This window comes from Streptosporangium amethystogenes subsp. fukuiense (genome assembly GCF_042665875.1).
GTDB classification, from domain to species: Bacteria; Actinomycetota; Actinomycetes; order Streptosporangiales; family Streptosporangiaceae; genus Streptosporangium; species Streptosporangium fukuiense.
This window is the reverse complement of the sequence record NZ_JBHTEE010000001.1, coordinates 6,792,050-6,816,799: the sequence shown is the minus strand read 5'-3', so window position 1 is coordinate 6,816,799 and position 24,750 is coordinate 6,792,050. Positions and strand designations below refer to the sequence as shown.

Annotated in this window: 22 protein-coding genes; 10 read left to right on the top strand and 12 right to left on the bottom strand. The window is 70.9% G+C overall.

All coding sequences use genetic code 11. From position 1 onward, the window contains the following. Nucleotides 1-17 precede the first annotated feature (17 nt). From ACFQVD_RS29865 to ACFQVD_RS29845, 5 genes are all read right to left on the bottom strand, one after another. A complete protein-coding gene (locus ACFQVD_RS29865) occupies nt 18-2,420 on the bottom strand; it encodes a GH1 family beta-glucosidase (protein WP_386272661.1) in 2,403 nt (800 codons plus the stop codon). A 205-nt stretch (nt 2,421-2,625) separates the two neighbouring features. Continuing rightward, the gene (locus ACFQVD_RS29860) at nt 2,626-3,255 is read right to left on the bottom strand and encodes a TetR/AcrR family transcriptional regulator (protein ID WP_343961534.1); all 630 of its coding nucleotides are present in this window, start codon (nt 3,253-3,255) and stop codon (nt 2,626-2,628) included. Between the two features lie 99 nt (nt 3,256-3,354). Then, the gene (locus ACFQVD_RS29855) at nt 3,355-4,143 is read right to left on the bottom strand and encodes a hypothetical protein (protein ID WP_343961536.1); all 789 of its coding nucleotides are present in this window, start codon (nt 4,141-4,143) and stop codon (nt 3,355-3,357) included. Between the two features lie 6 nt (nt 4,144-4,149). Then, complete coding sequence (locus ACFQVD_RS29850; RefSeq protein WP_343961538.1) at nt 4,150-4,791, bottom strand: response regulator transcription factor; 642 nt, start codon at nt 4,789-4,791, stop codon at nt 4,150-4,152. After that, nucleotides 4,782-6,020, bottom strand: a complete 1,239-nt coding sequence (locus tag ACFQVD_RS29845) for a sensor histidine kinase (RefSeq protein ID WP_343961541.1) — start codon at nt 6,018-6,020, stop codon at nt 4,782-4,784. The genes ACFQVD_RS29850 and ACFQVD_RS29845 overlap by 10 nt, the downstream gene beginning before the upstream one ends. 273 nt (nt 6,021-6,293) lie before the next feature. On the opposite strand from ACFQVD_RS29845, the gene ACFQVD_RS29840 reads away from it, so the two are divergent. Further along, nucleotides 6,294-7,256, top strand: coding sequence for an asparaginase (locus ACFQVD_RS29840; RefSeq protein ID WP_343961867.1), 963 nt, complete (start codon nt 6,294-6,296; stop codon nt 7,254-7,256). Nucleotides 7,257-7,432: 176 nt separating this feature from the next. On the opposite strand, the gene ACFQVD_RS29835 is transcribed toward ACFQVD_RS29840, so the two are convergent. Continuing rightward, a complete protein-coding gene (locus ACFQVD_RS29835; RefSeq protein WP_343961543.1) occupies nt 7,433-7,942 on the bottom strand; it encodes a VOC family protein in 510 nt (169 codons plus the stop codon). Between the two features lie 71 nt (nt 7,943-8,013). Between ACFQVD_RS29835 and ACFQVD_RS29830 the strand changes: the two genes are divergently transcribed. After that, nucleotides 8,014-8,466 carry a MarR family winged helix-turn-helix transcriptional regulator gene (locus ACFQVD_RS29830; protein WP_343961545.1) on the top strand — a complete coding sequence of 151 codons (453 nt, stop codon included), beginning with the start codon at nt 8,014-8,016 and terminating at the stop codon, nt 8,464-8,466. A gap of 188 nt (nt 8,467-8,654) precedes the next feature. On the opposite strand, the gene ACFQVD_RS29825 is transcribed toward ACFQVD_RS29830, so the two are convergent. Further along, complete coding sequence (locus ACFQVD_RS29825; RefSeq protein WP_343961547.1) at nt 8,655-9,815, bottom strand: ROK family transcriptional regulator; 1,161 nt, start codon at nt 9,813-9,815, stop codon at nt 8,655-8,657. Nucleotides 9,816-9,893: 78 nt separating this feature from the next. Between ACFQVD_RS29825 and xylA the strand changes: the two genes are divergently transcribed. The 6 genes from xylA to ACFQVD_RS29795 all read left to right on the top strand — a co-directional run bounded on the left by xylA (nt 9,894) and on the right by ACFQVD_RS29795 (nt 16,404). After that, nucleotides 9,894-11,045: a xylose isomerase gene (gene xylA / locus ACFQVD_RS29820; protein WP_343961549.1), complete on the top strand. Its 1,152-nt coding sequence runs from the start codon at nt 9,894-9,896 to the stop codon at nt 11,043-11,045. After that, a complete protein-coding gene (xylB, locus tag ACFQVD_RS29815; RefSeq protein WP_386272652.1) occupies nt 11,042-12,412 on the top strand; it encodes a xylulokinase in 1,371 nt (456 codons plus the stop codon). Before xylA ends, xylB begins: the two co-directional genes overlap by 4 nt. Before the next feature lie 114 nt (nt 12,413-12,526). After that, nucleotides 12,527-13,186 carry a DUF998 domain-containing protein gene (locus ACFQVD_RS29810; protein WP_343961553.1) on the top strand — a complete coding sequence of 220 codons (660 nt, stop codon included), beginning with the start codon at nt 12,527-12,529 and terminating at the stop codon, nt 13,184-13,186. Nucleotides 13,187-13,327: 141 nt separating this feature from the next. Beyond that, nucleotides 13,328-15,532, top strand: coding sequence for a sensor histidine kinase (locus ACFQVD_RS29805; protein WP_343961555.1), 2,205 nt, complete (start codon nt 13,328-13,330; stop codon nt 15,530-15,532). Between the two features lie 114 nt (nt 15,533-15,646). Next, nucleotides 15,647-16,036 (top strand): roadblock/LC7 domain-containing protein, encoded by a 390-nt coding sequence (locus tag ACFQVD_RS29800; RefSeq protein ID WP_343961557.1) that lies wholly within the window; start codon nt 15,647-15,649, stop codon nt 16,034-16,036. After that, nucleotides 16,033-16,404, top strand: coding sequence for a DUF742 domain-containing protein (locus tag ACFQVD_RS29795; protein WP_343961559.1), 372 nt, complete (start codon nt 16,033-16,035; stop codon nt 16,402-16,404). Before ACFQVD_RS29800 ends, ACFQVD_RS29795 begins: the two co-directional genes overlap by 4 nt. Before the next feature lie 61 nt (nt 16,405-16,465). Here the strand turns inward: ACFQVD_RS29795 and ACFQVD_RS29790 are convergent, their stop codons facing one another. The 4 genes from ACFQVD_RS29790 to ACFQVD_RS29775 form a co-directional block, all read right to left on the bottom strand. Beyond that, nucleotides 16,466-17,041 carry a GTP-binding protein gene (locus ACFQVD_RS29790; protein WP_343961561.1) on the bottom strand — a complete coding sequence of 192 codons (576 nt, stop codon included), beginning with the start codon at nt 17,039-17,041 and terminating at the stop codon, nt 16,466-16,468. After that, the gene (locus tag ACFQVD_RS29785; RefSeq protein WP_030916054.1) at nt 17,022-17,369 is read right to left on the bottom strand and encodes a DUF742 domain-containing protein; all 348 of its coding nucleotides are present in this window, start codon (nt 17,367-17,369) and stop codon (nt 17,022-17,024) included. Before ACFQVD_RS29785 ends, ACFQVD_RS29790 begins: the two co-directional genes overlap by 20 nt. Nucleotides 17,370-17,436: 67 nt before the next feature. After that, nucleotides 17,437-17,844 carry a roadblock/LC7 domain-containing protein gene (locus tag ACFQVD_RS29780; RefSeq protein ID WP_030916058.1) on the bottom strand — a complete coding sequence of 136 codons (408 nt, stop codon included), beginning with the start codon at nt 17,842-17,844 and terminating at the stop codon, nt 17,437-17,439. Beyond that, nucleotides 17,841-20,309 carry a sensor histidine kinase gene (locus tag ACFQVD_RS29775; RefSeq protein WP_343961565.1) on the bottom strand — a complete coding sequence of 823 codons (2,469 nt, stop codon included), beginning with the start codon at nt 20,307-20,309 and terminating at the stop codon, nt 17,841-17,843. The genes ACFQVD_RS29780 and ACFQVD_RS29775 overlap by 4 nt, the downstream gene beginning before the upstream one ends. Nucleotides 20,310-20,468: 159 nt before the next feature. On the opposite strand from ACFQVD_RS29775, the gene ACFQVD_RS29770 reads away from it, so the two are divergent. Then, nucleotides 20,469-21,275 carry an SDR family NAD(P)-dependent oxidoreductase gene (locus tag ACFQVD_RS29770; RefSeq protein WP_343961568.1) on the top strand — a complete coding sequence of 269 codons (807 nt, stop codon included), beginning with the start codon at nt 20,469-20,471 and terminating at the stop codon, nt 21,273-21,275. A gap of 107 nt (nt 21,276-21,382) precedes the next feature. Beyond that, nucleotides 21,383-22,411, top strand: coding sequence for an acyltransferase family protein (locus ACFQVD_RS29765; protein ID WP_343961570.1), 1,029 nt, complete (start codon nt 21,383-21,385; stop codon nt 22,409-22,411). Between the two features lie 29 nt (nt 22,412-22,440). Here the strand turns inward: ACFQVD_RS29765 and ACFQVD_RS29760 are convergent, their stop codons facing one another. Beyond that, nucleotides 22,441-24,411, bottom strand: a complete 1,971-nt coding sequence (locus ACFQVD_RS29760) for a flavin monoamine oxidase family protein (RefSeq protein WP_343961572.1) — start codon at nt 24,409-24,411, stop codon at nt 22,441-22,443. Nucleotides 24,412-24,750: the final 339 nt, after the last annotated feature.

The following is a 24,750-nucleotide window of genomic DNA, read 5'->3' as shown; positions in this document are numbered from 1 at the left end:
GGCTCGCGGCCGGTGTGTCAGGTGGACTCCCGGATGACCAGCTCGGTGGGCAGGATCGTCGACGAGGCGGGGCCTCCGTCGATCTGGCGCAGGAGCAGGCGCACCGCCGCCCGTGCCTGGTCCGCCCTGGGCGCGCGTACCGTGGTGAGCGCGGGAACGGTGTGGGAGGCGGCCTCGATGTCGTCGAACCCCGCGATCGCGACGTCGTCGGGCACCCGTCGCCCCGACTCGCTCAGCACCCGCAGGGCGCCGATCGCCATCAGGTCGCCGGCCACGAAGACCGCGTCGAGCGCCGGGTCGTCCCGCAGCAGCTGGCGCATCGCGTCCGCGCCCGAGGCGAGGGTGAGGTCGCCGACGGCGATGATCGACCGGTGCCCGGTGTCGCGCAGTGCCTCGCGGTATCCCCTGAGCCGGTCCTGCGCGGCGATCGTGTCCGGGGGACCGGCGATCGCGGCGATCCGCCGCCGTCCCCGGGCGAGCAGGTGCCTGACCGCGGAGGCGGCGCCGCCGGCGTTGTCGATGTCGGCGTACGAGGAGGGCACCGACACCGCGGGCCTGCCGAGCGACACGACGGGGATGCCGGTACGGGCCAGCGCGGCGGGCAGCGGGTCGGAGCTCAGCGTCGAGTTGAGCACCACCCCGTCCAGGTGCCCCGAGGCGGCGTACCGCTCGACTCGGAGCCGGCCTTCGGCCGAGTCGGCGAGCATGAGGGTGACCCGCTTGCCCGCCTCCTCCAGATACCGGGTGGCCGAGCGGACGATCGCGGAGAACAGCGGGTCGTCGGCGTGCGCCTCGGACGGGGAGTCGGAGACGACCAGCGCGATCGAGTCGGTGCGCCTGGTCACCAGGGAGCGGGCCGCCGAGTTGGGCACGTAGCCCAGCTCGTTGACCGCGTTCAGGACGATGGCGCGGAACTCGTCGCTGACCGTGTCCTCACCGTTGATCACCCGGGAGACCGTCGACCTCGACACGCCGGCGCGGGCGGCGACCGCCTCCAGCGTGGGACGCCGGACACGCTCGCGGTGCAGTCCGTTGTGCCGGATCACCTCGCGGTACCAGAGCGCGCTGTCCTTGGGCAGCCGCCGCTGCGTCTCGAAGTCGACGTGCACGATCCCGAAGCGCTTGTCGTACCCCTCGGCCCACTCGAAGTTGTCCAGCAGCGACCAGACCAGGAAGCCGCGCAGATCCGAACCGGCCTCGATGGCGGCGTGCGCGGCCCGCAGGTGGCCCTCGAAGAAGGCGGTCCTGTCGGTGTCGTGCACCTGGTCGCCCGTCACCACGTCGTCGAACGCGGCGCCGTTCTCGGTGACCAGCAGGCCGACCTCGGGGTAGTCGCGCGAGAGCCGGGTGAGCAGCTGGGAGAGCCCGGTCGGCACGATCGCCCAGCCCATCGCGGTCGTCGGGGCGTGGGCGCCGCTGAACAGGATGTCCTCGGTGCCGGGGTAGGCGGCGTTGGAAGGCTCGCCGGGCTCCGATCGCACCACGCAGGGCGTGTAGTAGTTGATCCCGAGCAGGTCGACGGGCTGGTTGATCGCTTCGAGGTCGCCGTCGCGGATGTGGCCGAGCCCGCCCACGCGGTCCATGATCGCGAGTACCGGTTCCGGATAGCTCCCGCGCAGGGCGGGGTCGAGGAACTGCCGGTTGATGAGGCAGTCGACCCGGTTCACCGCCTCGGCGTCCTCGGCGGACGGCACGAGGTCCGGGTCGCTCACCTGGCCGGGCGTGATCACCGGTGCGAGGTTCAGGGTGAGCGCGATCTCCCGGGCGCCCGCCTCGCGCAGCACCCGGGCACCCAGTCCGTGGGCGAGCAGGAGATGGTGGGAGGCGCGGAAGGCCTCCGCCGCCGACGCGCGGCCCGGCGCGTGCACGCCGATGCCGTACCCCAGCACCGCGGCCACCCACGGTTCGTTGATCGTCATCCACGTCCCGACGCGGTCGCCGAGCCGGTCGTGCACGGCCCGCGTGTAGTCGGCGAAGCGGTAGGCCGTGTCGCGGTTGGTCCACCCGCCGAGGTCCTCCAGCGCCTGGGGGAGATCCCAGTGGTAGAGCGTCACGTACGGCGCGATGTCGGCCGCCAGCAGTTCGTCCACCAGCCGGTCGTAGAAGTCGAGCCCGGCGGCGTTGGCGGGTCCCGATCCCGACGGCTGGATCCGGGGCCAGGCCACCGAGAACCGGTACGCCCCGAGGCCCAGCTCGGCCATCATCCGGACGTCGCCGACGTAGCGGTGGTAGTGATCGCAGGCCTCGTCGCCGGTGTGGCCGCCGGCGGTCCTGCCGGGCGTGTGGGAGAAGGTGTCCCAGATCGACGGGCCGCGCCCGTCGTCCCGCGCGGCGCCCTCGATCTGGTACGCGGCGGTGGCCGCACCCCAGACGAAGCCACCGGGAAAGGCCAGGGTCTCACCCCGAGCTGAGACGGTCATCGCGGTCATCCTTTGACAAACCCCCGTTGGTTCTTGCGGTCGTCGGGACGCGAGGAACGTCCTGGCCGACGGAAACACCTCACCGACATTCTGGGCATGGCCGGGGGTCGGCGTCGAGAGGACCACTCCCGCGTCCATGAACGGCGACAACGAGGGCATGCCGCCCGGCCCTCCGGAACCGTCGGAGACCTTCCGGCGCACGTCCTCAGGCGCCGCGCGGAGTCAGCATGCGGTCGACCAGCTGCCGGAGATGGGCGAGGAAGGGCTGCAGCGCCTGCGGGTCGGTGGAGGCGGGGCCGTGCCCATCGGCGTTGATCTCGCCGTGCATGAACCCGTACACGCTCCAGATCAGCGTCTGCACCGTCAGTTCCAGGTTCACCCGGTCGTCGATCAGGCCGGCCTCCACGGCGGGGCGCAACGCGTCGCAGATGAGGTTGATGACGGGGTCCCGGTAGGTCTCCTCAAGTCCGGGGATGTCGGCGGCGTCGCCGAGCCAGCGGTGTGCCCACAGCGAGGGGACCTGCGGGCTGGCGAGGAAGAACTCCAGAAGGCGCGTCGAGAGCCGGTACACGACGGCGCGGGCCTCCTCGGGGTCGGCGGCGGGGAGCGCGCCGAGCACATCCGCCACGATGCCGCGCTCCATCCGGCTGCCGTGATCGACGACGGTCAGGTAGAGCTCACGTTTGTCACCGAACCGCTGCTGTAACCACGCCATGTCCTCCCCAGAGGCCTCCGCGATGTCGTGCAGCGACGTGCCGTCGTAGCCGAACGCGGCGAAGAGCCGCGACGCGATGTCGATGACCGCCTGGCCCCGCGGGTCGTCGGAGGGAAGCATGATTCCCATTCAAGTCCCGCAGGCGGGTGAAGAGGGCCACGTACTGGTTTCGACCCGGTCAAACCTGTGTGCGCAATACGTCGTCGGCGAGGGAACGGATCATGAGGGGAGGATGCGGAGCTCGCCCGCCGCGGTCACGGCGGTGATCCGCCGAGGGGCGGCGGAGTCGCGCCGCACCTGGATGATCGCGTTCCCGTCGCCGGCCCGCACGTCGTAACCGTCCTCGTCCGGCACCCTGACCTCCACGTCCCCGGCCGTCCGCACCACGGCCCTGACGTCGCCGGGCGGGGCCGCGAATCCCAGATCGACGTTCCCCGCGCCGGTCTCGACGTCGGTCCCGGCGGACCGCAGGCCGGTGCCGCTCACGTTTCCCATCTCCGCCCGCACCCGCAGCGCGCCCTGTGAGTCGTCCACGACCACGTCGCCGGCGGCGGTCGAGAGGCGCAGGTCGCCCTGGACGCCGCCGACCGACACGGTCCCGAAGCGGCTCGTCACCTCGACGTCGGTGGTCATGGGCAGGATCAGGGTGTAGTCGGCCCGGCAGTTCGGGCCGTCTGGACGGTCACCGCCGGGGCAGCGGACGCCGATCGTGAGCGTCCGCCCGTCCCAGTCCTCGGTGACCACGGGCCGGTCCAGGGTCCACTGGAGCGTCCGCTCCAGGTCCAGCCGCCGATCGGCGCCACCGACGACCGAGACGTTGACGTGACCGGTGGTCTCCACGGCGATCCCCGGGGAGGTGAGCGCGTGGGACCGCAGCGTGGTCTCGGCGACCCGGCGGGCCTGGGTGACCTCGCTCCACGCCGCGATGGAGGTGATGCCCACGGTGAGCGCGGTGAGCGCACCGCCCACGACGATCCAGGCTTTTCTGGTGTTGCTCCGTATCGGCATGTTCTCTCAAACCTTCAGGAATCGCAGGACGGCGAGTACCCGGCGGTGGTCCTTGTCGGCGCCGGAGAGGTCGAGCTTGGTGAAGATGTTGTTGATGTGCTTTCCGACCGCGCTCTCCGAGACCACCAGGGCCTCGGCGATCCCGGTGTTGGACCGGCCCTCCGCGATCAGCGAGAGCACCTCGTGCTCCCTGCGGGTCAGCCGGTCCAGCGGGTCGCTGTGCCTGCGCAGCAGGAGCTGGGCGACCACCTCGGGGTCCAGTGCGGTGCCTCCGGCGGCGATCCGGCGCAGCGCGTCGAGGAACTCCTCGACGTCGGCCACCCGATCCTTGAGCAGGTAGCCGATCCCGCTGGTCGCGGTGGACAGCAGCTGGGTGGCGTAGCGCTCCTCGACGTACTGGGAGAGCACCAGGATCGCGAGCGTCGGCCGCTGGCGGCGGAGTACGAGCGCGGCGCGCAGGCCCTCGTCGGTGTGCGTGGGCGGCATCCGCACGTCGGTGACGACGAGATCGGGAACGTGTTCGTCCACGGCGCGCAGCAGCCCCTCGGCGTCGGAGACGGCGGCCACGACCTCGATGCCCGCCGAGCCGAGCAGGCGGATGAGCCCCTCTCGCAGCAGTACGGAGTCCTCGGCGAGCACTACGCGCACGGTAGCTCCACTCTGATCGTCGTCGGCCCGCCCGACGGGCTGTCGACGTACAGGATGCCGTCCACGGAGCCGACCCGGTGGGCCAGGCCGCGCAGCCCCGTGCCCAGGTCGGGGTCCGCGCCGCCCTGGCCGTCGTCGTGGACGGCCAGGTACAGCCGGTCGCCGCGACGCTCCACCGTGACCTCGGCGCCGGACGCCCGCGCGTGCTTGGTGATGTTGGTCAGTGCCTCGGAGACGACGAAGAACGCCACCGCCTCGACCGTGGCGGAGACACGCTCGGAGATGTCGACGTCCAGCCGCACGGGGAAAGGGGCACGCGCGGCGAGGCCGGACAGCGCCGCGTCCAGGCCCTGGTCGTTGAGCACGGCCGGGTGCAGTCCCCGGACGAGGTCGCGCAGTTCCTTCAGCGCCTGCTTGGCCTCCTCGTGCGCCTGCACGATCACCTCGCGGGCCGGTTCGGGCAGGTCGGTGAGGGTCGCGCGGGCCATGCCCAGGTTCATCGCCAGCGACACCAGCCGCTGCTGGGTGCCGTCGTGCAGGTCCCGTTCGATGCGGCGGCGCTCGGCGTCCGCGGCGTCGACCACCCCGGCCCGGCTCTCCCGCAGCGTCTCGACCCGCAGCACCAGCTGGTCGCTGAGGCTGGGCCCGAGCAGGGCCTCGGCGGCGATCACGTCCAGCACCGCGAATCCGCGGGCCACCCACGGCCCGGAGACGAGCAGCGTCCCCGAGACGAGGACGAACACCGTGCTCTGCCAGGTCTCCCCCATCGCCCAGCTCCGCGTCGCGAGCGCGGCGGTGACCAGGCCGCCCGCCCACGCCCCGACGACCGAGGCGGCGCCGACACCGCTGATCAGCGGAGCCAGCAGGTGGTACGAGAGCCGGCGCCAGGTGCTCCGTGTCCTGGCCTCCTGGAGCAGCCGCCCGAAGGGGTTCCTGCTCAGCGGGCGGCGCGGGACCGGGGGGATGTCGACGTCGAGGAAGGCGGCGAACCGGGATCGCTGCACCAGGGTGAGCAGCCGGACGATCCAGAAGAACAGCAGCAGCGCGACCACCGGGACCACCACGGTCCATACGAACAGCACCGACGCCACGGTCAGCCCCACGATCACCGCCGCGCCCAGCAGGGCGATCGGCAGGCCCGTGACCAGGTGCGCGGTGCGGAGCCAGGTCCGGGCCGACCAGTGGGCGCTGATCCTCGACCAGGGGGTGGTCGCCTCGATGCTGCTCATGGGACCACCGTAGGGACCGCGGCGGTCAGGGCACATGGGCGAGGTATCCCGGAAAAAGGTGGGGTTTACCCCACCATTCCCGGCAGGGCCGGCGTGCTCTCGGCAGCCCGATTTCATCACGTGCTACCGGGATTTCCCCGCCCGGGTTCCCCGTCCGGTACGCCGTTCGCTCTGGACCGCGCCGCCCGAACATAACCCCAAAGGGGGTATCTGTGGGTTATAAATAGAGGTGATCGAACATGGCCCGTCGAAGGGATTCCGTCCTTGAAGCGTGTGCTGCTGCTGGCGACCGGTGACACCATCGCCCACTCCTACGATGCCGTCCGTCCGGGCGTCGCCTCGGGGGCCGAACTCCTGAGCGCGCTCCCGCCCGGCACGGTCGCGGCGGACGTGGTGGCCGAGGACGTGATGGCGGAACCCAGCTGGGACATGTCCCCCGCGACCATGCTGGAGCTGGCCCGCAGGGCGCGCTCGGCCATCCTGGACCGCGGATTCGACGGTGTCGTGATCACTCACGGCACCGACACGCTGGAGGAGACCGCGTACCTGGTGGATCTGCTCGTCGGCCGGGCGGCCGAGCAGGGCGCCATCGTGCTGACCGGTGCCGTCCGCTCCCTGGACGAGCTCTCCCCCGACGGCCCGCGCAACCTCGCCTCCGCGCTCGCGGCCGCGGCCGACGACGCGCTGCTGGGCGCCGGGGCCGTCGTGTGCGTGAACGACGAGATCCACGCGGCCCGCTGGGTCACCAGGGTCGACGCCGTCAGCGTCGCGGGGTTCTCGTCGGCGCCCTTCCCCGTGCTGGGCCTCCTGACCGGTGGCCGGGTCGAGACGCTGTCCGCCCCACCGCGCCGGCCGCCCGCCTTCGGTGGGGACCCGGCGTCGGACGTCGCGCTGATCAAGACCTATCCGGGGATCGAGCCCGTGCTGCTCACCGCCGTGGTGGACGCCGGAGCGCAGGGCGTCGTGCTGGAGGGGACCGGCCTGGGCAACGTGCCGGTCGGGCTCTTCACGGCGATCGCCGAGCTGACGGAGTGGGGGATCCCCGTGGTCGTCGCGTCGAGGTGCCGTACCGGTGCGGTCCCGCTTGACGAGATGCGTCTCGGTACGGGGCTCGCCGCCCGAGTCGGGGCGATCGGGGCCCGCGGCCTGGCGCCCTCGAAGGCCCGGTGCGCGCTGATGGTCGCCCTCGGGACCGGCGGAATCGACGCCGTACGCGACTGGTTCGGCAGGCTCTGACACCCGCGAGGAAATTATGGGCGGCTGAAAATCGTAAAAAAGGGAGTATCCCCGAATCGGGTGGGCAGGTCCGGGGAGACCGTGATCCGGCGGAGGGCTGGGGAGGCCTCCGCCGGGTCACCTTCCTTTCCCCCGCGCGGGTCGCGCGTGCTGGACGGCCCGGCCACCCGAGGTGGTCAGACGGGGATCGAGACGCCGAGACCGCCGCGGGTGTCGGCGCCGTAGCGCTCCTTCTCCCTGGCGATGTCGAGAGGTTTGATGCTGCTGCGCCCGCTCAGCGTCTCCGAGGTGAGCAGGTCGGCGGGGACCAGCCAGGAGACCTCGAACTCCAGCCCGTCGGGGTCCTTGGCGTAAAGGGCCTTGGTGGTGGAGTGGTCGGAGGCGCCGACGAGGGCGTTGAGCTCGCCGAGCTTGACGGCGATCCGCTCCAGCTCGGCCAGGGTGTCGACCTCCCAGGCCAGGTGGTAGAGGCCGACGGTCGAGCGCCCGGCTCCCGAGGGGCCCGCCTGCGCGCCGAGCTCGAAGAGGCCGAGGTCGTGGTCGTTGCTGGACCCGGAGGCCTGCAGGAACGCGGCGCCCGGCATGCCCATGACCACCCTGAAACCGAGCGCCTCCCGGTAGAAGGCGACGCTGCGCTCGACGTCGCGCACGAAGAGAACGGCGTGGTTGAGCCGCTGGACCGGCATGGTTCCTCCTGAAACTTGAACTCTCAAGTAGATTACCCCCGCTTTGTTGAGAGTTCAAGTAAGCTGGTTCCGTGACGCGATGGCTGGACGACGAAGAACAACGCACCTGGCGTGCGTTCATGGCCGCCTCACAGCTCGTCCAGGAGGAACTGGACCGGCAACTGCAGCGCGACTCCGGCATGCCGCACGCCTACTACGCCATGCTGGTGAAGCTCTCCGAGGCGCCCGACCGGATGATGCGGATGAGCGAGCTGGCGACGGAGCTCAACTCCTCGCAGAGCCGCCTGTCGCACGCGATGAAACGGCTGGAGGAGCGTGGCTGGGCACGGCGCGAGCCGTGCGCCGCGGACAGGCGGGTGAGCTGGGCGATCCTCACCGACGAGGGGCTCGCGGCCCTCACCGCCGCCGCCCCCGGCCACGTCGAGGCCGTCCGCCAGGCCCTCTTCGACCGCCTGACCCCCACCCAACTCCGCCGGCTACGGGAGATCTGCGCCTCTCTCCTCCCCACCTCGAACCCCTCGTAGCCGAACGAGCCCCAAGACCGCAGCCCCCGCCACCGGAGAGAAGCCGACCGTGATCCCGGCAAGTGGCCGGCTGAGTGAGGCCACCTGGCGCTTCGGCGCCATCGTCGCGCGCCTGCGAAGGGACATCAAGATCGGATGAGACTTCTCTTCGCGCTTCTTGGAACTTGCGAGCTTCAGCAGCGCACCCGCTAGGCGTTCTCACCGCGGCGCGTCAGCGTCGCGATCGGATTCGCGAGGACCCGGTGGATGATCTGTCCGGCGGCTCCCAGGGGCGCGGCGTCGCTGCCGAGGCGGGAGACGGTCAGGTCGGGGACGGTGTGCCGCATCCCGGTCAGCCGGGCGGCCATCGCCTGCCGGACCGGGTCGCGGATCCACGGGAAGAGCGGGGCGAAGACGCCGCCCAGCACGATCGTGCCGGGATCCATCAGATGGATCGCCGAGGTGAGGGCGATGCCGAGCGCGGACCCGGCGCGTTCGCAGGCTTCCAGCGCGCCGGGCTCGCCCGCGCGCAGGCTCTCCAACAGTTCGGGGACGCCGGTCAGGCCGCAGGCTCCGAGCAGGGCCTCCTGGCCGGCGTACCGCTCCAGGCAGCCCCGGCCGCCGCAGCGGCAGGCCGGGCCGTCCGGGTGGACGACCACGTGTCCCAGCTCTCCGGCGAGACCGCGGGCGCCGCGGAACAGGGTGCCGCCCACCACCAGGCCCGCGCCGATGCCGATCTCCCCCGACACGTGCAGGAAGTCGCCGGGGGCCGAACCGAACCAGAGCTCGCCCAGGGCCGCGAGGTTGGCCTCGTTGTCCACCTCGACGGGGAGGTCCAGCAGGTCGGAGACGCGGACGTGGTGCCAGCCGAGGTTGGGGGCGGTGTGCACGAGTCCCCCGTCCACGAGACCGGGCACCGCGAGGGTCGACCCGGCGATGGCCAGGCCCTCCCGGCGGGCTTCATCCACAGCCCTGTGGGCAAGTTCTGCCAGGTGGGAAAGGGTTTCCACAGGGGGGGCCGCGCGGTTGTCCACAGCCTGTGAATATCGGAGCCGCACCGCGAGGGTGAGGTCGACCACGCAGGCGGACAGGTAGTCGACGTTGATCTCCAGGCCGAGCGCGGCGACCCGCCGCCCGCTGAGCACCACCGCCGTGCCCGGACGTCCCCGCTCGCCGTCCCGCAGCGCGCCGGACTCGGCGACCATGCCCGCCTCGATCAGGTCGCCGACCATCTTCGACACCGTCGTCTTCGTCAGCCCGGTGATCTCGGCCAGCGCCGCCCGGGTGACCGGGCCGTTCCTGCGGATCTCGCCGAGGACCACGCCGAGGTTGCGGGCGCGCATCGAGTCATGGCGTACGGCCTGTGTCATGGAGCATCCACCTCTTGACGATCCCACCACCCCGATCCATATTAAGTCCATAAAGTGGATTAAATCGGAGGAACGTAGATGAGCGCCTACACCCCCAAGCCCGAAGATCGCTTCACCTTCGGGCTCTGGACCGTCGGCTGGCAGGCCCGCGACCCCTTCGGTGACGCGTCGCGGGCCCCGCTGGACCCGGTGGAGAGCGTTCACCGGCTCGCGGAGCTCGGCGCGTACGGCGTCACCTTCCACGACGACGACCTGCTCGCCGTCGAGCCCGACCGGGACCGGGCCATCGCGAACTTCAGGAAGGCACTGGCCGAGACCGGGCTCAAGGTCCCGATGGCCACCACCAACCTGTTCACCCACCCGGTTTTCAAGGACGGCGCGTTCACCAGCAACGACCGTGAGGTCCGCCGCTACGCGCTGCGCAAGGTCATCCGCAACATCGACCTGGCCGCCGAGCTCGGTGCGACCACCTACGTCTGCTGGGGCGGGCGCGAGGGCTCCGAGTCCGGGGCCGCCAAGGACATCCGGGCCGCGCTCAGCCGCTACAAGGAGGGCATGGACCTGCTCACCTCGTACGTGATCGAGAAGGGCTACGACCTCAGGTTCGCCATCGAGCCCAAGCCGAACGAGCCGCGCGGCGACATCCTGCTCCCGACCGTCGGCCACGCGCTCGCGTTCATCAACGAACTCGAACACCCCGACCGCGTCGGCCTCAACCCCGAGGTGGGCCACGAGGAGATGGCCGGGCTCAACTTCGCGCACGGCATCGCGCAGGCGCTCTGGCACGGCAAGCTCTTCCACATCGACCTGAACGGCCAGCACGGCCCCCGTTACGACCAGGACCTGATCTTCGGCCACGGCGACGTGAAGAACGCCTTCTTCCTGGTCGACCTGCTGGAGAACGGTGGCTACGAGGGCCCCAGGCACTTCGACTACAAGCCGCTGCGCACCGAGGACGCCGAGGACGTCTGGGTCTCCGCCGCGGCCAACATGCGCACGTACCTGATCCTGAAGGAGAAGGCGAGGGCCTTCCGCGCGGACCCCGAGGTCGTCGAGGCGCTCGCCGCGAGCAAGGTCGCCGAACTCTCCGAGCCCACGCTGGCAGCGGGCGAGACGATCGCGGACCTGAGCCGCGACTCCTTCGACCTCGAAGCGGTGGCCGCGCGCGGCTTCCACTTCACCCGCCTGAACCAGCTCGCCATGGAACACCTCCTCGGGGTCCGCGGATGACGCTCGTGGCCGGGGTCGACTCGTCGACCCAGAGCTGCAAGGTGGTGATCAGGGACGCCCGCACGGGCACCCTGGTCCGCCAGGGCCGCGCGGCCCACCCGGAGGGCACCGAGGTCGATCCCGAGGCCTGGTGGGAGGCGCTGCGGGAGGCGCTCACCCGGGCGGGCGGGCTGGACGGCGTCGAGGCGATGAGCGTCGGCGCGCAGCAGCACGGCATGGTCTGCCTGGACGACTCGGGCGACGTGGTCAGGAAGGCGCTGCTCTGGAACGACACCCGCTCCGCCGGGGCGGCGGCCGACCTGGTCCGGGAGCTGGGCGGCCCCGAGCGCTGGGCCGAGGCGGTCGGCAGCGTGCCGGTGGCGTCGTTCACGGTGACCAAACTCCGCTGGCTGGCCGAGCACGAGCCCGACTCCGCCCGTCGTACGGCGAAAGTGTGCCTGCCGCACGATTGGCTCACCTGGCGGCTGGGCGGGGAGTTCGTCACGGACCGGGGTGACGCGTCGGGCACCGGATACTGGTCGCCCGCGGCCGGGGAGTACCGGACCGATCTCCTTCGGGCGGCCTTCGGCGCCCTCCCCGAACTCCCCGAGGTGCTGGGGCCTCGCGACGGCGCGGGAGAGGTCAAGGCGTTCGGAGACGGGACGGTGCGGCTCGCGCCGGGGACGGGCGACAACATGGCGGCGGCCCTCGGGGTCGGCGCCCTGCCGGGAGACGTGGTGGTGTCGATCGGGACGTCGGGGACGGCCTTCGCGGTCGCCGGCAGCCCGAGCGCCGACCCGAGCGGCGCCGTGGCCGGGTTCGCGGACGCCACCGGGCGGTTCCTGCCGCTGGTGGCCACGCTCAACGCGGCCAGGGTGCTGGACGCCACCGCGCGGCTGCTCGGGGTCGGCCTCGACGAGCTCGACCGGCTGGCCCTGGCGGCGCCCGCGGGGGCCGGCGGCCTCGTCTACGTCCCGTACCTGGAGGGCGAGCGCACCCCGAACCTGCCCTCGGCCACGGGGTCGCTGCACGGGCTGACGCTGGGTACCTCCACCCCGGCCCACCTGGCCAGGGCGGCGGTGGAGGGGTTGCTCTGCCACCTCGCCGACGCCTTCGACGCCCTCGGGCTCGACCCGGCCAGGGTGCTGCTCATCGGGGGCGGCGCCAGGTCCGAGGCCGTACGACGGATCGCCCCCGCGGTCTTCGGGAGGCCCGTGGTCGTTCCCGAGCCGGGGGAGTACGTCGCGGACGGGGCGGCCAGGCAGGCCGCCTGGCTGCTCGGCGGCGACGAGCCTCCGGCCTGGGAGGCGGGCGGGTCCGAGCGCTACGAGGCCGACCCCGCGCCCGGGATCAGGGATCGCTACGCCGAGGTCCGTGGCCTCCGCTGAGACGGGCCGGGGCGTGAGGGGGCGCCCCGGCTTGGCCGTCTCAGGGACGGCTCAGGGTTGGATCAGGGGTGCCGCCGGATGCCCGAAACCTCCTCCCGCGAGCAGACTTGATCCATGCTCGCCTCGAAAAGGCTCTACCCCCTGATCGCGTGCGCCGGGATCGCGGCGGCCGCGGTGGCGGCCCTGGCCGTCGCGGTGGGGCGGCCCGACCCGGTTCCGTACCCGGACTCGCTCGATCTGACCATCAGCGAGTACGCCGCGCTGGACCGCAGCGGAGCCACCGGGTTCGTCATGGCGTCGCTGGGGATCTCCTCCCTCGCGCTGGTCGCCGGGCTGCGCGCGACCGGGGCGCCGGTGGGTGTCCTGGCCGAGCGGCTGATGCGGGTGTGGGGTGCCGGGCTCGTCCTTCTCGCGGTGCTGCCACCGGTCCTGCCCGGCACGGGCACCGACCTGATCGGCCAGACGTACCGCTACCTGTCGATCGCCGTGTTCGTGGCGATGCCGGTGGCGGGCGGCCTGCTGGTGGCGCGGTTCGACGAGGACGAGCGGTGGCGGCCGGTGGCCAGGACCGTGGAGTGGCTGGCGCTGGCCGGAGGTTTCGGCCTGTTGGCGATCACTTACGTGGCGCTCCCCGGGCACGGGGTGCTCGCGGGTCTCGCCGAGTGGATCCTGCTCGGCACCGAGGCCGCGCTGGTCGGCGTGCTGGCCGCCCGGCTCGCGCGGCTGGCCTGGACACGAAGCGCAACTCAGGCATCACACGCCGCTCTAGGCTGACTTCTCACTTCTCATGACTATTTCATGACATGTCACAAATAGGCTACAAATAGCAGGAGTCGCCAGTGCTATTCTCGTCGGCGATCTAGAGATCGTCCGGGGGCTCCCCCTGGCGTTCCGTGAGCGAGCCGTTGAGGTGACATGGCATCGAGCAAGTCCATCCGGTTCAAGGTCTCGGTGCTGCTGGCCATTCCTCTCACCTCGCTGGTGGCGGTATGGGGCTTCGCCTCGGTCGTCACGGTCGGCGACTCGATGAGCCTGCGCTCCATCGGCACGCTGTACGAATCCGTCGGCAAACCCTCGAACGACCTGAACAACGCGATCCAACGCGAGCACATCCTGTCCGCCGAGTACCTGGCCACCCGCTCCAACGCCGACCACAAGACCCTCGCGGGACAGCGCGCGGTCACCGACCAGGCCCGCACCCGCCTCCGCCAGGAGATGGGCCGGGACGAGGTGCAGGCGGTGATGTCCGACGAGACGAGGACCCGCCACGCCGAGCTGATCAGGCAGGTGGAGGGGCTCGACGCGATCCGAGCCAGGGTCGACGCGGGGCGGATCGACTCGGTGGGGCTCTCCGAGGAGTTCGCCCGGCTGCCGGACGCGCTGAACCGGCTCTTCAACACCCTGAGTCCCACCAACGACCTCCCGCTCTACCGCGAGTTGCGCGCCGTCACGATGGTCGACCAGAGCATGAACCTGTTCAGCCGCGAGCGGGCACTCGCCACGGGCCCGCTGGCGCTGCGGAGCCCGATGACGGAGCACGAGGCGCGAGTGTTCGCCCGGATCGCCGCCAACCGGGCATTCCTCATGGAACAGGCGATCTCCGAGCTGGGGCCCTCGCTGCGCGCCCCCTTCACGGAGCTGATCGCCTCCTCGACGTACGCCAGGTTCGTCGCCCTGGAGTCGCGCCTGCTGGCCGGCAGCGGTGTCTCGGCCACCGAGTGGCGTGCCGCGGGCGACGCGCTGGACGCCCTCTACCAGCGGTCGACGACGGAGGTCGGCCCCACGCTCGTCAAGCGGGCCGAGCCGGTGACCATGGGCGTCTACATCCGCGCCGGTGTCGTCGGCGTCCTCGGCCTCGCCGCGGTCGTCGCGTCGCTGCTCGTCTCGTACCGGATCGGCAGCGGGATCGCCAGGGAACTCGCCGGCGTGCGGCGGGCCGCCACCGACCTCGCGGAGGTGCGGCTTCCACGGGTGATGGAGAAGCTGCGCCGCGGCGAGAAGGTGGACGTGACGGCCGAGGCGCCCGAGCTGGAACCGCTGGGCAGCACCGCCGAGATCCACGATGTCGCCGCCGCCTTCGACAGCGTCCGGCGCCGCGCCGTGGACGCCGCCGTGGAGCAGGCCAGGCTGCGCGAGGGCGCCGCCCACTCCTTCCGCAACCTCGCCCGCCGGAGCCAGTCGCTGCTGCAGCGCCAGCTCAAGCTGCTCGACGGCATGCAGAAGCGGGCGGAGAACCCCGAGTCGCTGGAGAACCTCTTCAGGCTCGACCACCTCACCACCCGCATGCGCCGCCACGCCGAGGGCCTGGTGATCCTGTCCGGCGGGGCGGCGGGCCGCAAGTGGCGCTCGTCGGTGCCGATGGAGGACGTACTGCGCGGGGCCGCAGCCCAGGTCGAGGACTACGCCCGGGTGCGGATCCTCCCGACGGGCGGCACCACCCTGGTGGGCAACGCCGTCGCGGACATGATGCACCTGTTCGCCGAGCTCCTGGAGAACGCCACGGTCTTCTCCCCGCCCGGCAGCCAGGTCTCGGTCCGCGGCGAGCTCGTGGGCCGTGGCTTCGCCGTCGAGATCGAGGACAGGGGGCTCGGGCTGACCGCGGAGAAGCGTGCCGCGATCAACGAGCGCCTGGCCAGTCCGCCGGAGTTCGACCCGGCCGACACCGATCGGCTGGGCTTTGCCGTGGTCGGGTTGCTGGCCGCCAGGTACCGGGTCGAGGTCGCGCTGCACTCCTCGCCGTACGGCGGGACCGGGGTGGTCGTCCTGATCCCCGAGGAACTGCTCGGGGAGCCGGAGCCCGTCGAGCAGCCGTCGGAGCCGCCGGTGCTCACCGTCATCAGCGTGCGGCCCGAGCCCGAGGGGCAGCCGGAACGGGCCGGGTCCGGTGAACCCGCGGTACCGATTTCCACGGACCTGTGGCGGCCGCTGCGGCGCGGCGGCGGGTTGCCACGTCGGGTACGGCAGGCGAACATGCCGTCGATGCGGGCCAGGGAGCCACGTTCGCCCAACGCCGAGATCGAGGAGCGGTCACCGGAGGAGACGAGGGCGCTGATGAGCGCCCTGCAGTCCGGCTGGCAGCGCGGCCGGGCCGACGACGAGGACGGCGGTGCCGAGCGTTGAGCCGGGGCCGTGAGAGCGGGAGCGCGAACGGAGACGGGTCCATGAGACCGGCTTCGTCGCGCCGGTGGGGGGTAAAGATCAACAGGATCATCAGAGGGGAAGGGGTTTAACCACGTGCCGGGTGAGCTTTATTGGCTTCTGGATGACTTCGTCACGAGTGTGGCGGACGTTTCGCACGCACTGATCCTGTCCAACGACGGGTTGATGATGGCCTCGTCCAGAGGGTTGACCAAGGAGGACGCCGACCATCTGTCGGCGGTGGCGTCCGGCTTCCAGAGCCTTGCGAAGGGCACCAGCCTGCAGTTCGGCGGCGGAGCCGTACGCCAGACGATGGTGGAGATGGACTCCGCGTTCCTCTTCGTCACCTCCGCCGGTCAGGGGAGCTGTCTGTCGGTCATGACCACCGGCGCCGCCGACGTGGGCCTGATCGCCTACGAGATGGCCCGCCTGGTCACCAGGGTCGGACAGCACCTGGCCACCGGACCCCGGATGGCCGGCCAATGAGCGACGACGTCGAGTGGGTGGACGAGGAGGCCGGTCCCGTCGTTCGCCCCTACGCGGTGACCGGGGGGCGCACCAGGGCGTCCTGCTCCTCGTTCGACCTGCTCTCGATGGCGGTGGCGACAGGGGCACCGGTCTCCCCGGGAGCGTCTCTGGGCTCCGAACACCGGCGGCTGCTCAACCTGGTCAGGCGGGCACGCCCGATCGTGGAGATCGCGTCGGACGCCGAGCTGCCGGTCGGCGTGATCAAAGTCCTCCTGGGCGACCTGCTCGACCAGGGCCTGATCCTGGTGAGATCGCCGCTTCCCGCCGCCTCCGTGCCGCCGGAGAGTCTGCTGAGGGAGTTGATCAGCGGCCTGCGGGCACTGTGATCTCCTGGCGGGGCGCCTGGGCTCTCGGTGGCGAGGGCCGGGGAACCCCCCGGCCCGCCTCTCAGCTCTGGCTGGCCGTCAGCACCTTCAGCGAGTGCTCCACGAGGGTCACGAGCACCGTCTTCGCCGAGACACGGCGCCGCACGTCGCAGAGGAGCACCGGCACGTCCACGTCGAGGTCCAGGGCGACGCGCACGTCCTCCGCCTCGTGCCGGTCGGCGCCGTCGAAACAGTTGACGGCCACGATGAACGGCGTGCCGCGCTGCTCGAAGTAGTCGATCGAGGGGAAGCAGTCGGTCAGCCGCCGGGTGTCGGCCAGCACCACGGCGCCCAGCGCGCCGTAGGACAGCTCGTCCCACATGAACCAGAACCGCTCCTGACCCGGGGTGCCGAACAGGTAGACGACCAGACCCTCCCTGATCGTGATGCGGCCGAAGTCCATCGCGACGGTGGTGGTGGTCTTGCCCTCCACGCCGTCGACGTCGTCGATGCCGATACCGCGGTCGGAGAGCACCTCCTCGGTGCGGAGCGGCCGGATCTCACTGATGGCGCCCACGAGTGTGGTCTTTCCCACCCCGAAGCCACCCGCGATGAGAATCTTGAGGGCGACGGGTTCGTCAGAGGGCCCGAAGTCCATTGATCACTTCCTTGAGAATGCGCTCGCTCGCGGAGGCGCGCCCGATCGAGATGAGCTTGTGGTCCTGCAGGTCGCCGAGAAGGACCTTGACCACGCCGAGTGGCAGGTTGAGGTCCGAGGCGACGTCGGCGACCGAGGTCGGGGTGGTGACCATGGCGAGAATGCGTTCCTGTTCCGGCCCGGGGACGAATCCCCCGGACGGAACGGCGCGGGTCGAGGTGACCATCGCGACCAGGTCCAGAGTGTCACCGGAGGAGCGGGTGCGACCCCTGATGAGCGCGTAGGGCCGGACGACCGGTCCGGCCTCCTCGTCCATCCAGTGTGTCATCCGGACCTCCGGCACCGGGTTCGGGGATCCGACGGTTCATGGACGGCGCCACCACCCGCTCCCCCGCTCATGAGAGACCCTGGCGCGGACTGGTGGAGATATGCTGGCCCACCCGCTTGACCAGCATCGCCATCTCGTACGCGATGTGACCCACATCGGCGTCGGAGCTGCTCAGCACGGCCAGGCAGGTGCCCTGTCCGGCGGCGGTGACGAACAGGAACGCCGACTCCATCTCCACGATGGTCTGGCGCACCTCACCGCCGCCGAAATGGCGTCCCGCGCCGCGTGCCAGGCTCTGGAATCCGGCTGCGACCGCGGACAGATGTTCGGCGTCCTCGCGGTTGAGCCCCTTCGAGAAGCCGACGGCCAGCCCGTCGGTGGAAAGGATCACCGCCTGGCGCACCGCGCCCACCCTGGTGGTCAGGTCGTCGAGGAGCCAGTTCAGCTCGCCGGTGTTGGTCAATTTTCCGGTCATTTGTCCCCCTTGTCGCCTGTCGTGTGGTGTGCGAAGTCGTCGTCCTGCTCCTCGCGTCCGCGCCGCGCACCCGCCTGGAAGGCGGAGAACAACGCGCGGACCTCGTCGGGCGAACGCTCCTCGCACGGTTCCGCCCTTGGCTCCGGCTGGGCGGGCTCCGCCGCCTCGGACTCCTGACGGAGCTGAGGCGCCAAGTTCGCCTGCCGGATCCGGCGGGGCAGGCCGCCCGGCCCCTTGGCGGGCTGGGCGGCCGTCTTACGTGTCGGAGCGTCATTGCCGAGCTCGGACTCGTGAGGTGTCCGGAGGGTCTCACCGGTCCCCTGTGGCGTCTCCTCGGGCGACGCGGCGAAGGGGGCGTGGGCCCAGCCGGTCTCCTGGTCCGCGGTCCCGCCCGGATGTCCCACCTGCCCGGCGGACCGGGCATGGGCCGGCGGGTCGGTCACCACGCTGAGTGCGGGCGCGGCGGTGAACTGGGCAGGAGAGGCCGGCCTCATCCTGCGGGGCAGGCCGTTGCCGTTGGCGGAGGGGGCGAACGCGTCGTGCGAGGAGGAGTCGAACGGCTCTCCCGAATGCTCGGCGGCGAGTTCGGTGGCGGAGGACGTCTGCTCCACGGTGAGGGCGAGCGGCGCGCCCTGCTGGGCGATCACCGTACGGGGGATGAGCACGATGGCCGTGGTGCCGCCGAACGGTGAGCCGCGCAGGATGACCTGGATGCCGTGCCGGGAGGCGAGCTGGCCCACTACGAACAGGCCCAGCCGGTCGCTGTCGGCCAGGTCGAACTCCGGTGGGTTGGCCAGCCGCTCGTTGATGGCCGCGTACTCCATGGGGCTCAGGCCCAGGCCGCGGTCCTCGACCTCGACGGCGAACCCGTTGGCCACCACGTCGCCGCGCACGGTCACCATGGTCTGCGGCGGGGAGTAGATCGTGGCGTTCTCGATCAGCTCGGCCACCAGGTGGGTGATGTCGGCGACCGCGGCCCCGTCGAGCGAGATGTCGGCCACCGGCATCACGTTGACCCGGGTGTAGTCCTCGACCTCGGCGATCGCGGCTCGCAGCACGTCGACCACCGGCACCGGCTTGCGCCACGACCGGCCGGGTGCCGCGCCGGACAGGATGATCAGGCCCTCGGCGTGCCGCCGCATACGGGTGGTCAGGTGATCCAGCCGGAACAGGTCCTCAAGGCTGTCGGGGTCAGTCGCCCGGTGCTGCATGCTGTCGAGCAGGGTGAGCTGGCGGTGGAGCAGGCTCTGCTTGCGCCGTGCCAGGTTCACGAAGACCTGGCTGACGCCACGCCTCAGGTTGGCCTGGCCGACGGCGGCCTCGACCGCGGTCCGCTGCACCGAGCCGAAGGCCTGGGCCACGTCGTGCACCTCGGTCGAGCCGCCCGCCTGGATCGGCGGCGCCTCGGCCCGCACGTCGACCTCCTCGCCGCGCCGCAGGCGCTCCACGACGCGGGGGAGCCGCACGTCCGCCAGCTCCAGGGCGGCCGAACGGAGCCCGGCGAGCTCGGCGGCCAGGCGGCGGCCGAAGCGGACCGAGATGATGATCGACGCGACCACCGCGATCAGGCCGACGCCGCCGGCGATCACGATCCGGAGCAGGATGCCGGTGGCCGCCGTCTGGGCTCGCTCCGCCAGCTTCTTGGAGGCGGCGAGGTTGACCTTGTCCAGCCAGGCCGACATCTCGTTCGCGGTCGTCTTCCACCTGGCCGCCTCGGGGGCCAGCCGGTTGCCGGTCGACCCGATGACGGCCTTCTCCAGGTCCGTGAACTTCTCGAAGGCCGCGGACTCGAAGGTCTCGCGGTAGGTCCTGCCCAGTTCGGGATCGAGCAGGGCCACACCCTTGGTGTGCAGGAAGTTCCGGGTGGTGACGTACTCGCCGAAGGCCTTGCGCTCCTCCTCCGACAGCCGGTAGTCGATCAGGGCCCCGCTGATCAGCGCGTTCTCCCTGGCGAACATCTCATAGGCGTTGCCCATGCCCTGCATGGCCGTGGCCTGCTGGAAGATCGACAGATCGGGCACCGCGGCCATCTGGTCGTACACCAGGAAGACCGCGTCGAGGATCCGGTTGTAGCTCGACAGCACGGTCAGCCGTGCCTGCTGTCCGCTGTCGACGCCCGACCGGATGTTCGGAAGCCGGTTGAGCTGGCTGAGCAGCGCGTCCAGTGAGCTACGCAGTTCCGGGCTGCCGGAACTCTCGGAGGCGGTGGCCTTCCTGAACGCCTCGACCGCCCGGTCGGTCCGGGAGCGCTGCTCACCCATCCCGCTCGTGAGGACCCGGGAGCTGATCGCCACCGACGACTGTGTCCGCTCCGCCTGAAGCTGTAGTCCCAGATCAGTGGAGGTGACACCCACCGACTGGTAGATGCTGTTCGCGTTGAGCAGCGTGATCCCGTCACCGACGGTCAGGTTGAGCACGAAGCCCCACAGTGCGCTCAGTGACAACAGCGGCAGGAGCAACAGCAAGAAAATCTTGAACCGAATCGAGCGGTTTCTAGAGCCCATGTCCACTCGTCCCAACCTCTGAGCGTGTGGAGGCTCGTGCCGGTTTAGGGATGGATAGGCCTCCGGAAGATCGCATAGGAGACTAGCACCGAATACGCTTTCTGCGCAGTGGAGGATCGGATGATTAGTGTGATTACCGGGGCTAGTGCCGGAATTGGTGAGGCGGCGGCGGTAGAGCTCGCGAGGCGCGGGCAGCGGGTTGTTCTGGTCGGCCGTAATCCCGGTAAGACAGCTCACGTGGCGGAAAGGGTGGCGGCGGTCTCGGGAACGGTCCCGGATACGTTCACCTGCGATTACACCTCCCTGGACGATGTGCGCAGACTGGCGGCCGAGCTGCTCTCCCGTTACGAGCGGATTGACATTCTCGTCAACAACGCGGGTGTCATGACCACCGAGCGCACGCTCACCCGCGACGGCCACGAGACGATGATCCAGGTCAACCACCTTGCCCCCTTCCTGCTGACGAACCTGCTGCTGGAGCGGATCGGGGAGCGGGTGATCACCACCTCCTCCCGGGCGGGCAAGACCGGGCGCCTCGATCCGTCCGATCTCGACCGCGAGCGGCGGCGCTGGAGCGGCTGGCTCCAGTACGGGGACTCCAAGCAGGCGGGCGCCCTCTTCACGGTGGAACTGGCCCGGCGCCTCGCGGGCACCGGGGTGACCGCGACCTGCTTCCATCCCGGTGTGATCAAGACCGAGTTCGCCCCGGCCACGCTGATGATGTGGATGGTGAAGAACATCCCCGGCATGGGCCAGACCGTCGAGGAGGGCGCGAGCACCATGGTGCACCTCGCCACCCACCCGGACGGCACCGCCCACCCGGGCCGCTACTTCGCCAAAAGCGCCCCGGCGGCCGTCCCCGGCAGAATGGCCGACCCCGCGCTGGCCCGCGCGCTCTGGGACGCCAGCGCCGCCGCCGTCGGGTAGCCGTCGCACGATCCCACCGGGTGGCACCGGTGGGACCGCGCGGGGATTTCCCCGGCGGTCACCGGTTGTTCGCCGGGCGTTGGGCGGGTCTGGCTACGGTCCGGGCTGTGACTGTCGCAACCCCGCTGCGGGCCGCTCTCCCGCCCGCCGCGGGCAGGGACCCGTTCTTCGACAACGCCAAGTTCCTGGCGATCACCCTGGTCGTCTCGGGCCACCTGATCGAGGACCTGCGGGACGTGCCGGTCGCGCACGCGGCCTACTTCTACGTGTACACGTTCCACATGCCGCTGTTCATCGTGCTCAGCGGCTACCTGTCGCGGAACTTCACCTTCTCCTCCGGCAAGGCGCGCAAGCTGATCAGCACGCTCGCCGTTCCGTATGTGATCTTCGAACTGCTCTACTCGCTGCCTCGCCTCATCCTGTACGGCAAGCTCGACATCAGCCTCCTCGACCCGTACTACCTGACCTGGTTCCTGATGTCGCTCTTCCTGTGGCGGCTGTCCACACCGGTCTGGCAGCAGCTGCGGTGGCCGCTGACGGTCGCGGTCGGGCTGTCGCTGCTGTCGGGGATGAGCAGGCTTCCCGACGAGCTGTCGATGAACCGGACCCTCGGCCTGCTCCCGTTCTACGTGCTCGGGCTGATGCTCCGTCCCGAGCACTTCGAGTGGCTCAGGCGGCAGTGGGTACGGGCCGCGGGGGCGATCGTGCTGGTCGGAGGCGGCATCCTGGCGCTCGCCACGCACAGTCTGGTGAAGACCGAGTGGATCCGGTGGCGGCACGCCAACGACGTGATCGGCGTCGACGACCTCACCGGCAGCCTGATCCGCCTCGGCATGCTGGCCGCCGGGGCACTGCTCGTCGCGGCGTTCCTGGCGGTCACCCCGGCCAGGCGCACCTGGTACTCGGGGCTCGGCGCGGCGACGATGTACGCCTACCTGCTGCACGGCCTGGTGGTGAAGGTCGCCGAGCGGTTCTACGGCGACTGGGCCCAGACCGTGGCGGGGGTGACGGCCGTGGCGCTTCTCGGGGTCGGGCTCGCCGCCCTGCTGTGCACGGAGCCGGTGCGGCGCGCCACCCGCTGGGCGGTCGAGCCGAGGATGAGCTGGGCCTTCACCGGGCTGAGAAAGCCCGTCTGATTCCCCGTCGGCACCCCGTCAGCACCCCGTCAGCGCTGTAGCTCCGCGACCGCGCGGTAGGCGGCGGTGACGGCCGCGTCGGCGCGGGCGGCGGGCACGGAGTCGGCGTTGGCGATCGCGATCCGGCCGTGCGGCCGGCGGGCGACGGCCGCCGGTGGCCGGCCGTCGGGGTAGAAGTCGAGATCCCACGGGGTGGCGTACTCAGGGGTGTGGCCGTGCCCCCACCGGTTGACCGTGATCGCCTCGATGTCGCGGGCCGCGTCGAAGCCTCCCGGGCCGAGCAACCGGGTGAGCTGGTCGCGGATGCTGTACTCCAGGTACCCGTACGGCGTCTCGATCAGGGCGTACCGGCCGGCGACCGAGCCGTGCGCGGGTGACACGCCGGGCGTGACGGGCGTGCTGACCATGTGCACCGCGATCGGCTCGGAGGGGGTCCTCGGACACCGGTAGCCGCCGATGTCGGCCGGGTCGTCGAGTTCGGCCACGCACCAGCGGGCGCCGGTGAACCTGGCGCGCCTGATCCCGATCTCCTGCCAGGCGCGCCAGTCACGGAGCTGGACCGTCGCGTACAGCAGGGGCACCTTGACCGCCCGGTACAGCGCCGCCCGCTGCGCGAGCGGCAGATCGCCGACCAGGTAGGGGATCATCGAGTTCCAGCAGGCCATGATCACGCTTCCGGCCCGCACGGTCCGCACCCGCTCGCCGTCGAAGTAGCCGACCGTGGCGCCGGTGGCCGCCTCGGGCCGGCCGTCGTTGGCCGCCGAGACCACCGGGCTGGACAGGCGCACCCGGACCCGGTTGCCCGGCCGGTCGAGCGCGCCGTAGTCGAAGCTCGCGGTGGTGATCCCCGCCATGTCGGCGGTCGTGGCGAAGCCGGGGATCATCCGGGCGGCCATCATCCGGACGATCGCCTGGTTGCCCTCGGGGAAGCGGTAGGCGCGCGGCTCGCCCGCGTCCCACTCCTTGATCACGGTAGGGGAGTTGTACCTGGACGGCTTGGAGGCGTCGAGGCCGAGCCCCTGGAATCCGGCGTACCGGTGCTCGTCGGCGCAGGCCCAGGCGTCGATCGCGCCGAAGGCGTCGGAACCGTAGGCCCACTCGTCACTCGGCATGGTCTGGACGAACTTCAGCACGTCCGGATGGACCCCGCAGACCTCGGCGAGGAAACCCGAGTAGGTGAGCCTGGCCAGCCGCTCCTGTTTCTCCTCGCCGGACAGGCCGGGAAACCAGTCCGGCGGGTCGCCGTACAGCATGAGCAGGTCCTTTCCGGCCTGCTCCGCGACCGGCAGTTCGGCGATCCACCGCGGTGCCCCCTTGCCGGGGGTGAACACGACCAGCCGCTCGGCCGGGAAGGTCTCCCGGTCGCAGAAGACGCTGTCGTGCATCCCCAGGTCCGCGTAGAGCCTCCGCTCCCCGGCGAGCCTCTCGGGGCGGATGTCCAGCTTGGCGAGCAGGTCCTTCCCCTCGGGGGTCCACGCCGCCGGGTTGATGATCGACCGTGACCCGCCGTACGCGACCAGCGGCCCCCTCCTGGCCCTCGGGCGGAACTCGTTGCGCAGGGCGTGCCCGCCGATGTCGTCGTGGTTGTCCAGGATCAGGATCCGTGCGCCCGGATCGCGTTCCAGCCACCGGTGGGCCGCGCTGAGGCCGCTGATCCCCGCGCCGACCACGACCAGGTCATAGCGCTCGCCGGTGGGTTCCGGCATCCCGGCGTATGCCCAGAACCGCTGGTCACGAAGGGCGTGGGGCACGCTCAGCGCCTCCGCGGTGTCACCGCGCAGCCCGGTGAGGGACGGCGGGTAGGAGGTGTCGGGCGAGAGCTCCAGGTCTTCCGCGCCCTTGGCCGGGGAGGTGTTCCGTCCGCCGATCCCGGGCAGCGAGCACGCCGCCGCGATCCCCGTGGCCGCGATCACCCCGTCGAAGAAGTCCCGGCGGGAGATGGGCCGGTCCATACCGAGTTCCAGGGCCTTACGTGGATTGATCTCATCAGGATCGGTCATGGGGCGATCATCACGATGTGAATGGATCGCCGCGGTCGCCGCGCTGCGTTTTCGGGAAGTTTTTACCCATGCCATTAGCGTGCTGTCACGATATCTCCCGCATGAGAGTCATGTCATGGTCGCCGGGAATTGAAAGGAGGGGCGGGCGACGACGGCACGCCGTGACCTATCCGGTCCGAGGAAAGGACCCCCACCTGGCGCGACCGGGACGTACCACTCCGCATGGTTCCCCGCTGCTCCGTCCCTTTCCGCCTCTGACCTCGGATTACCTGAGCCGGGGGACGGGTGCGAGGGAGGTGAGCCGTATGAGTTTTCAGGATAAGCCGGAACGTTATCGGA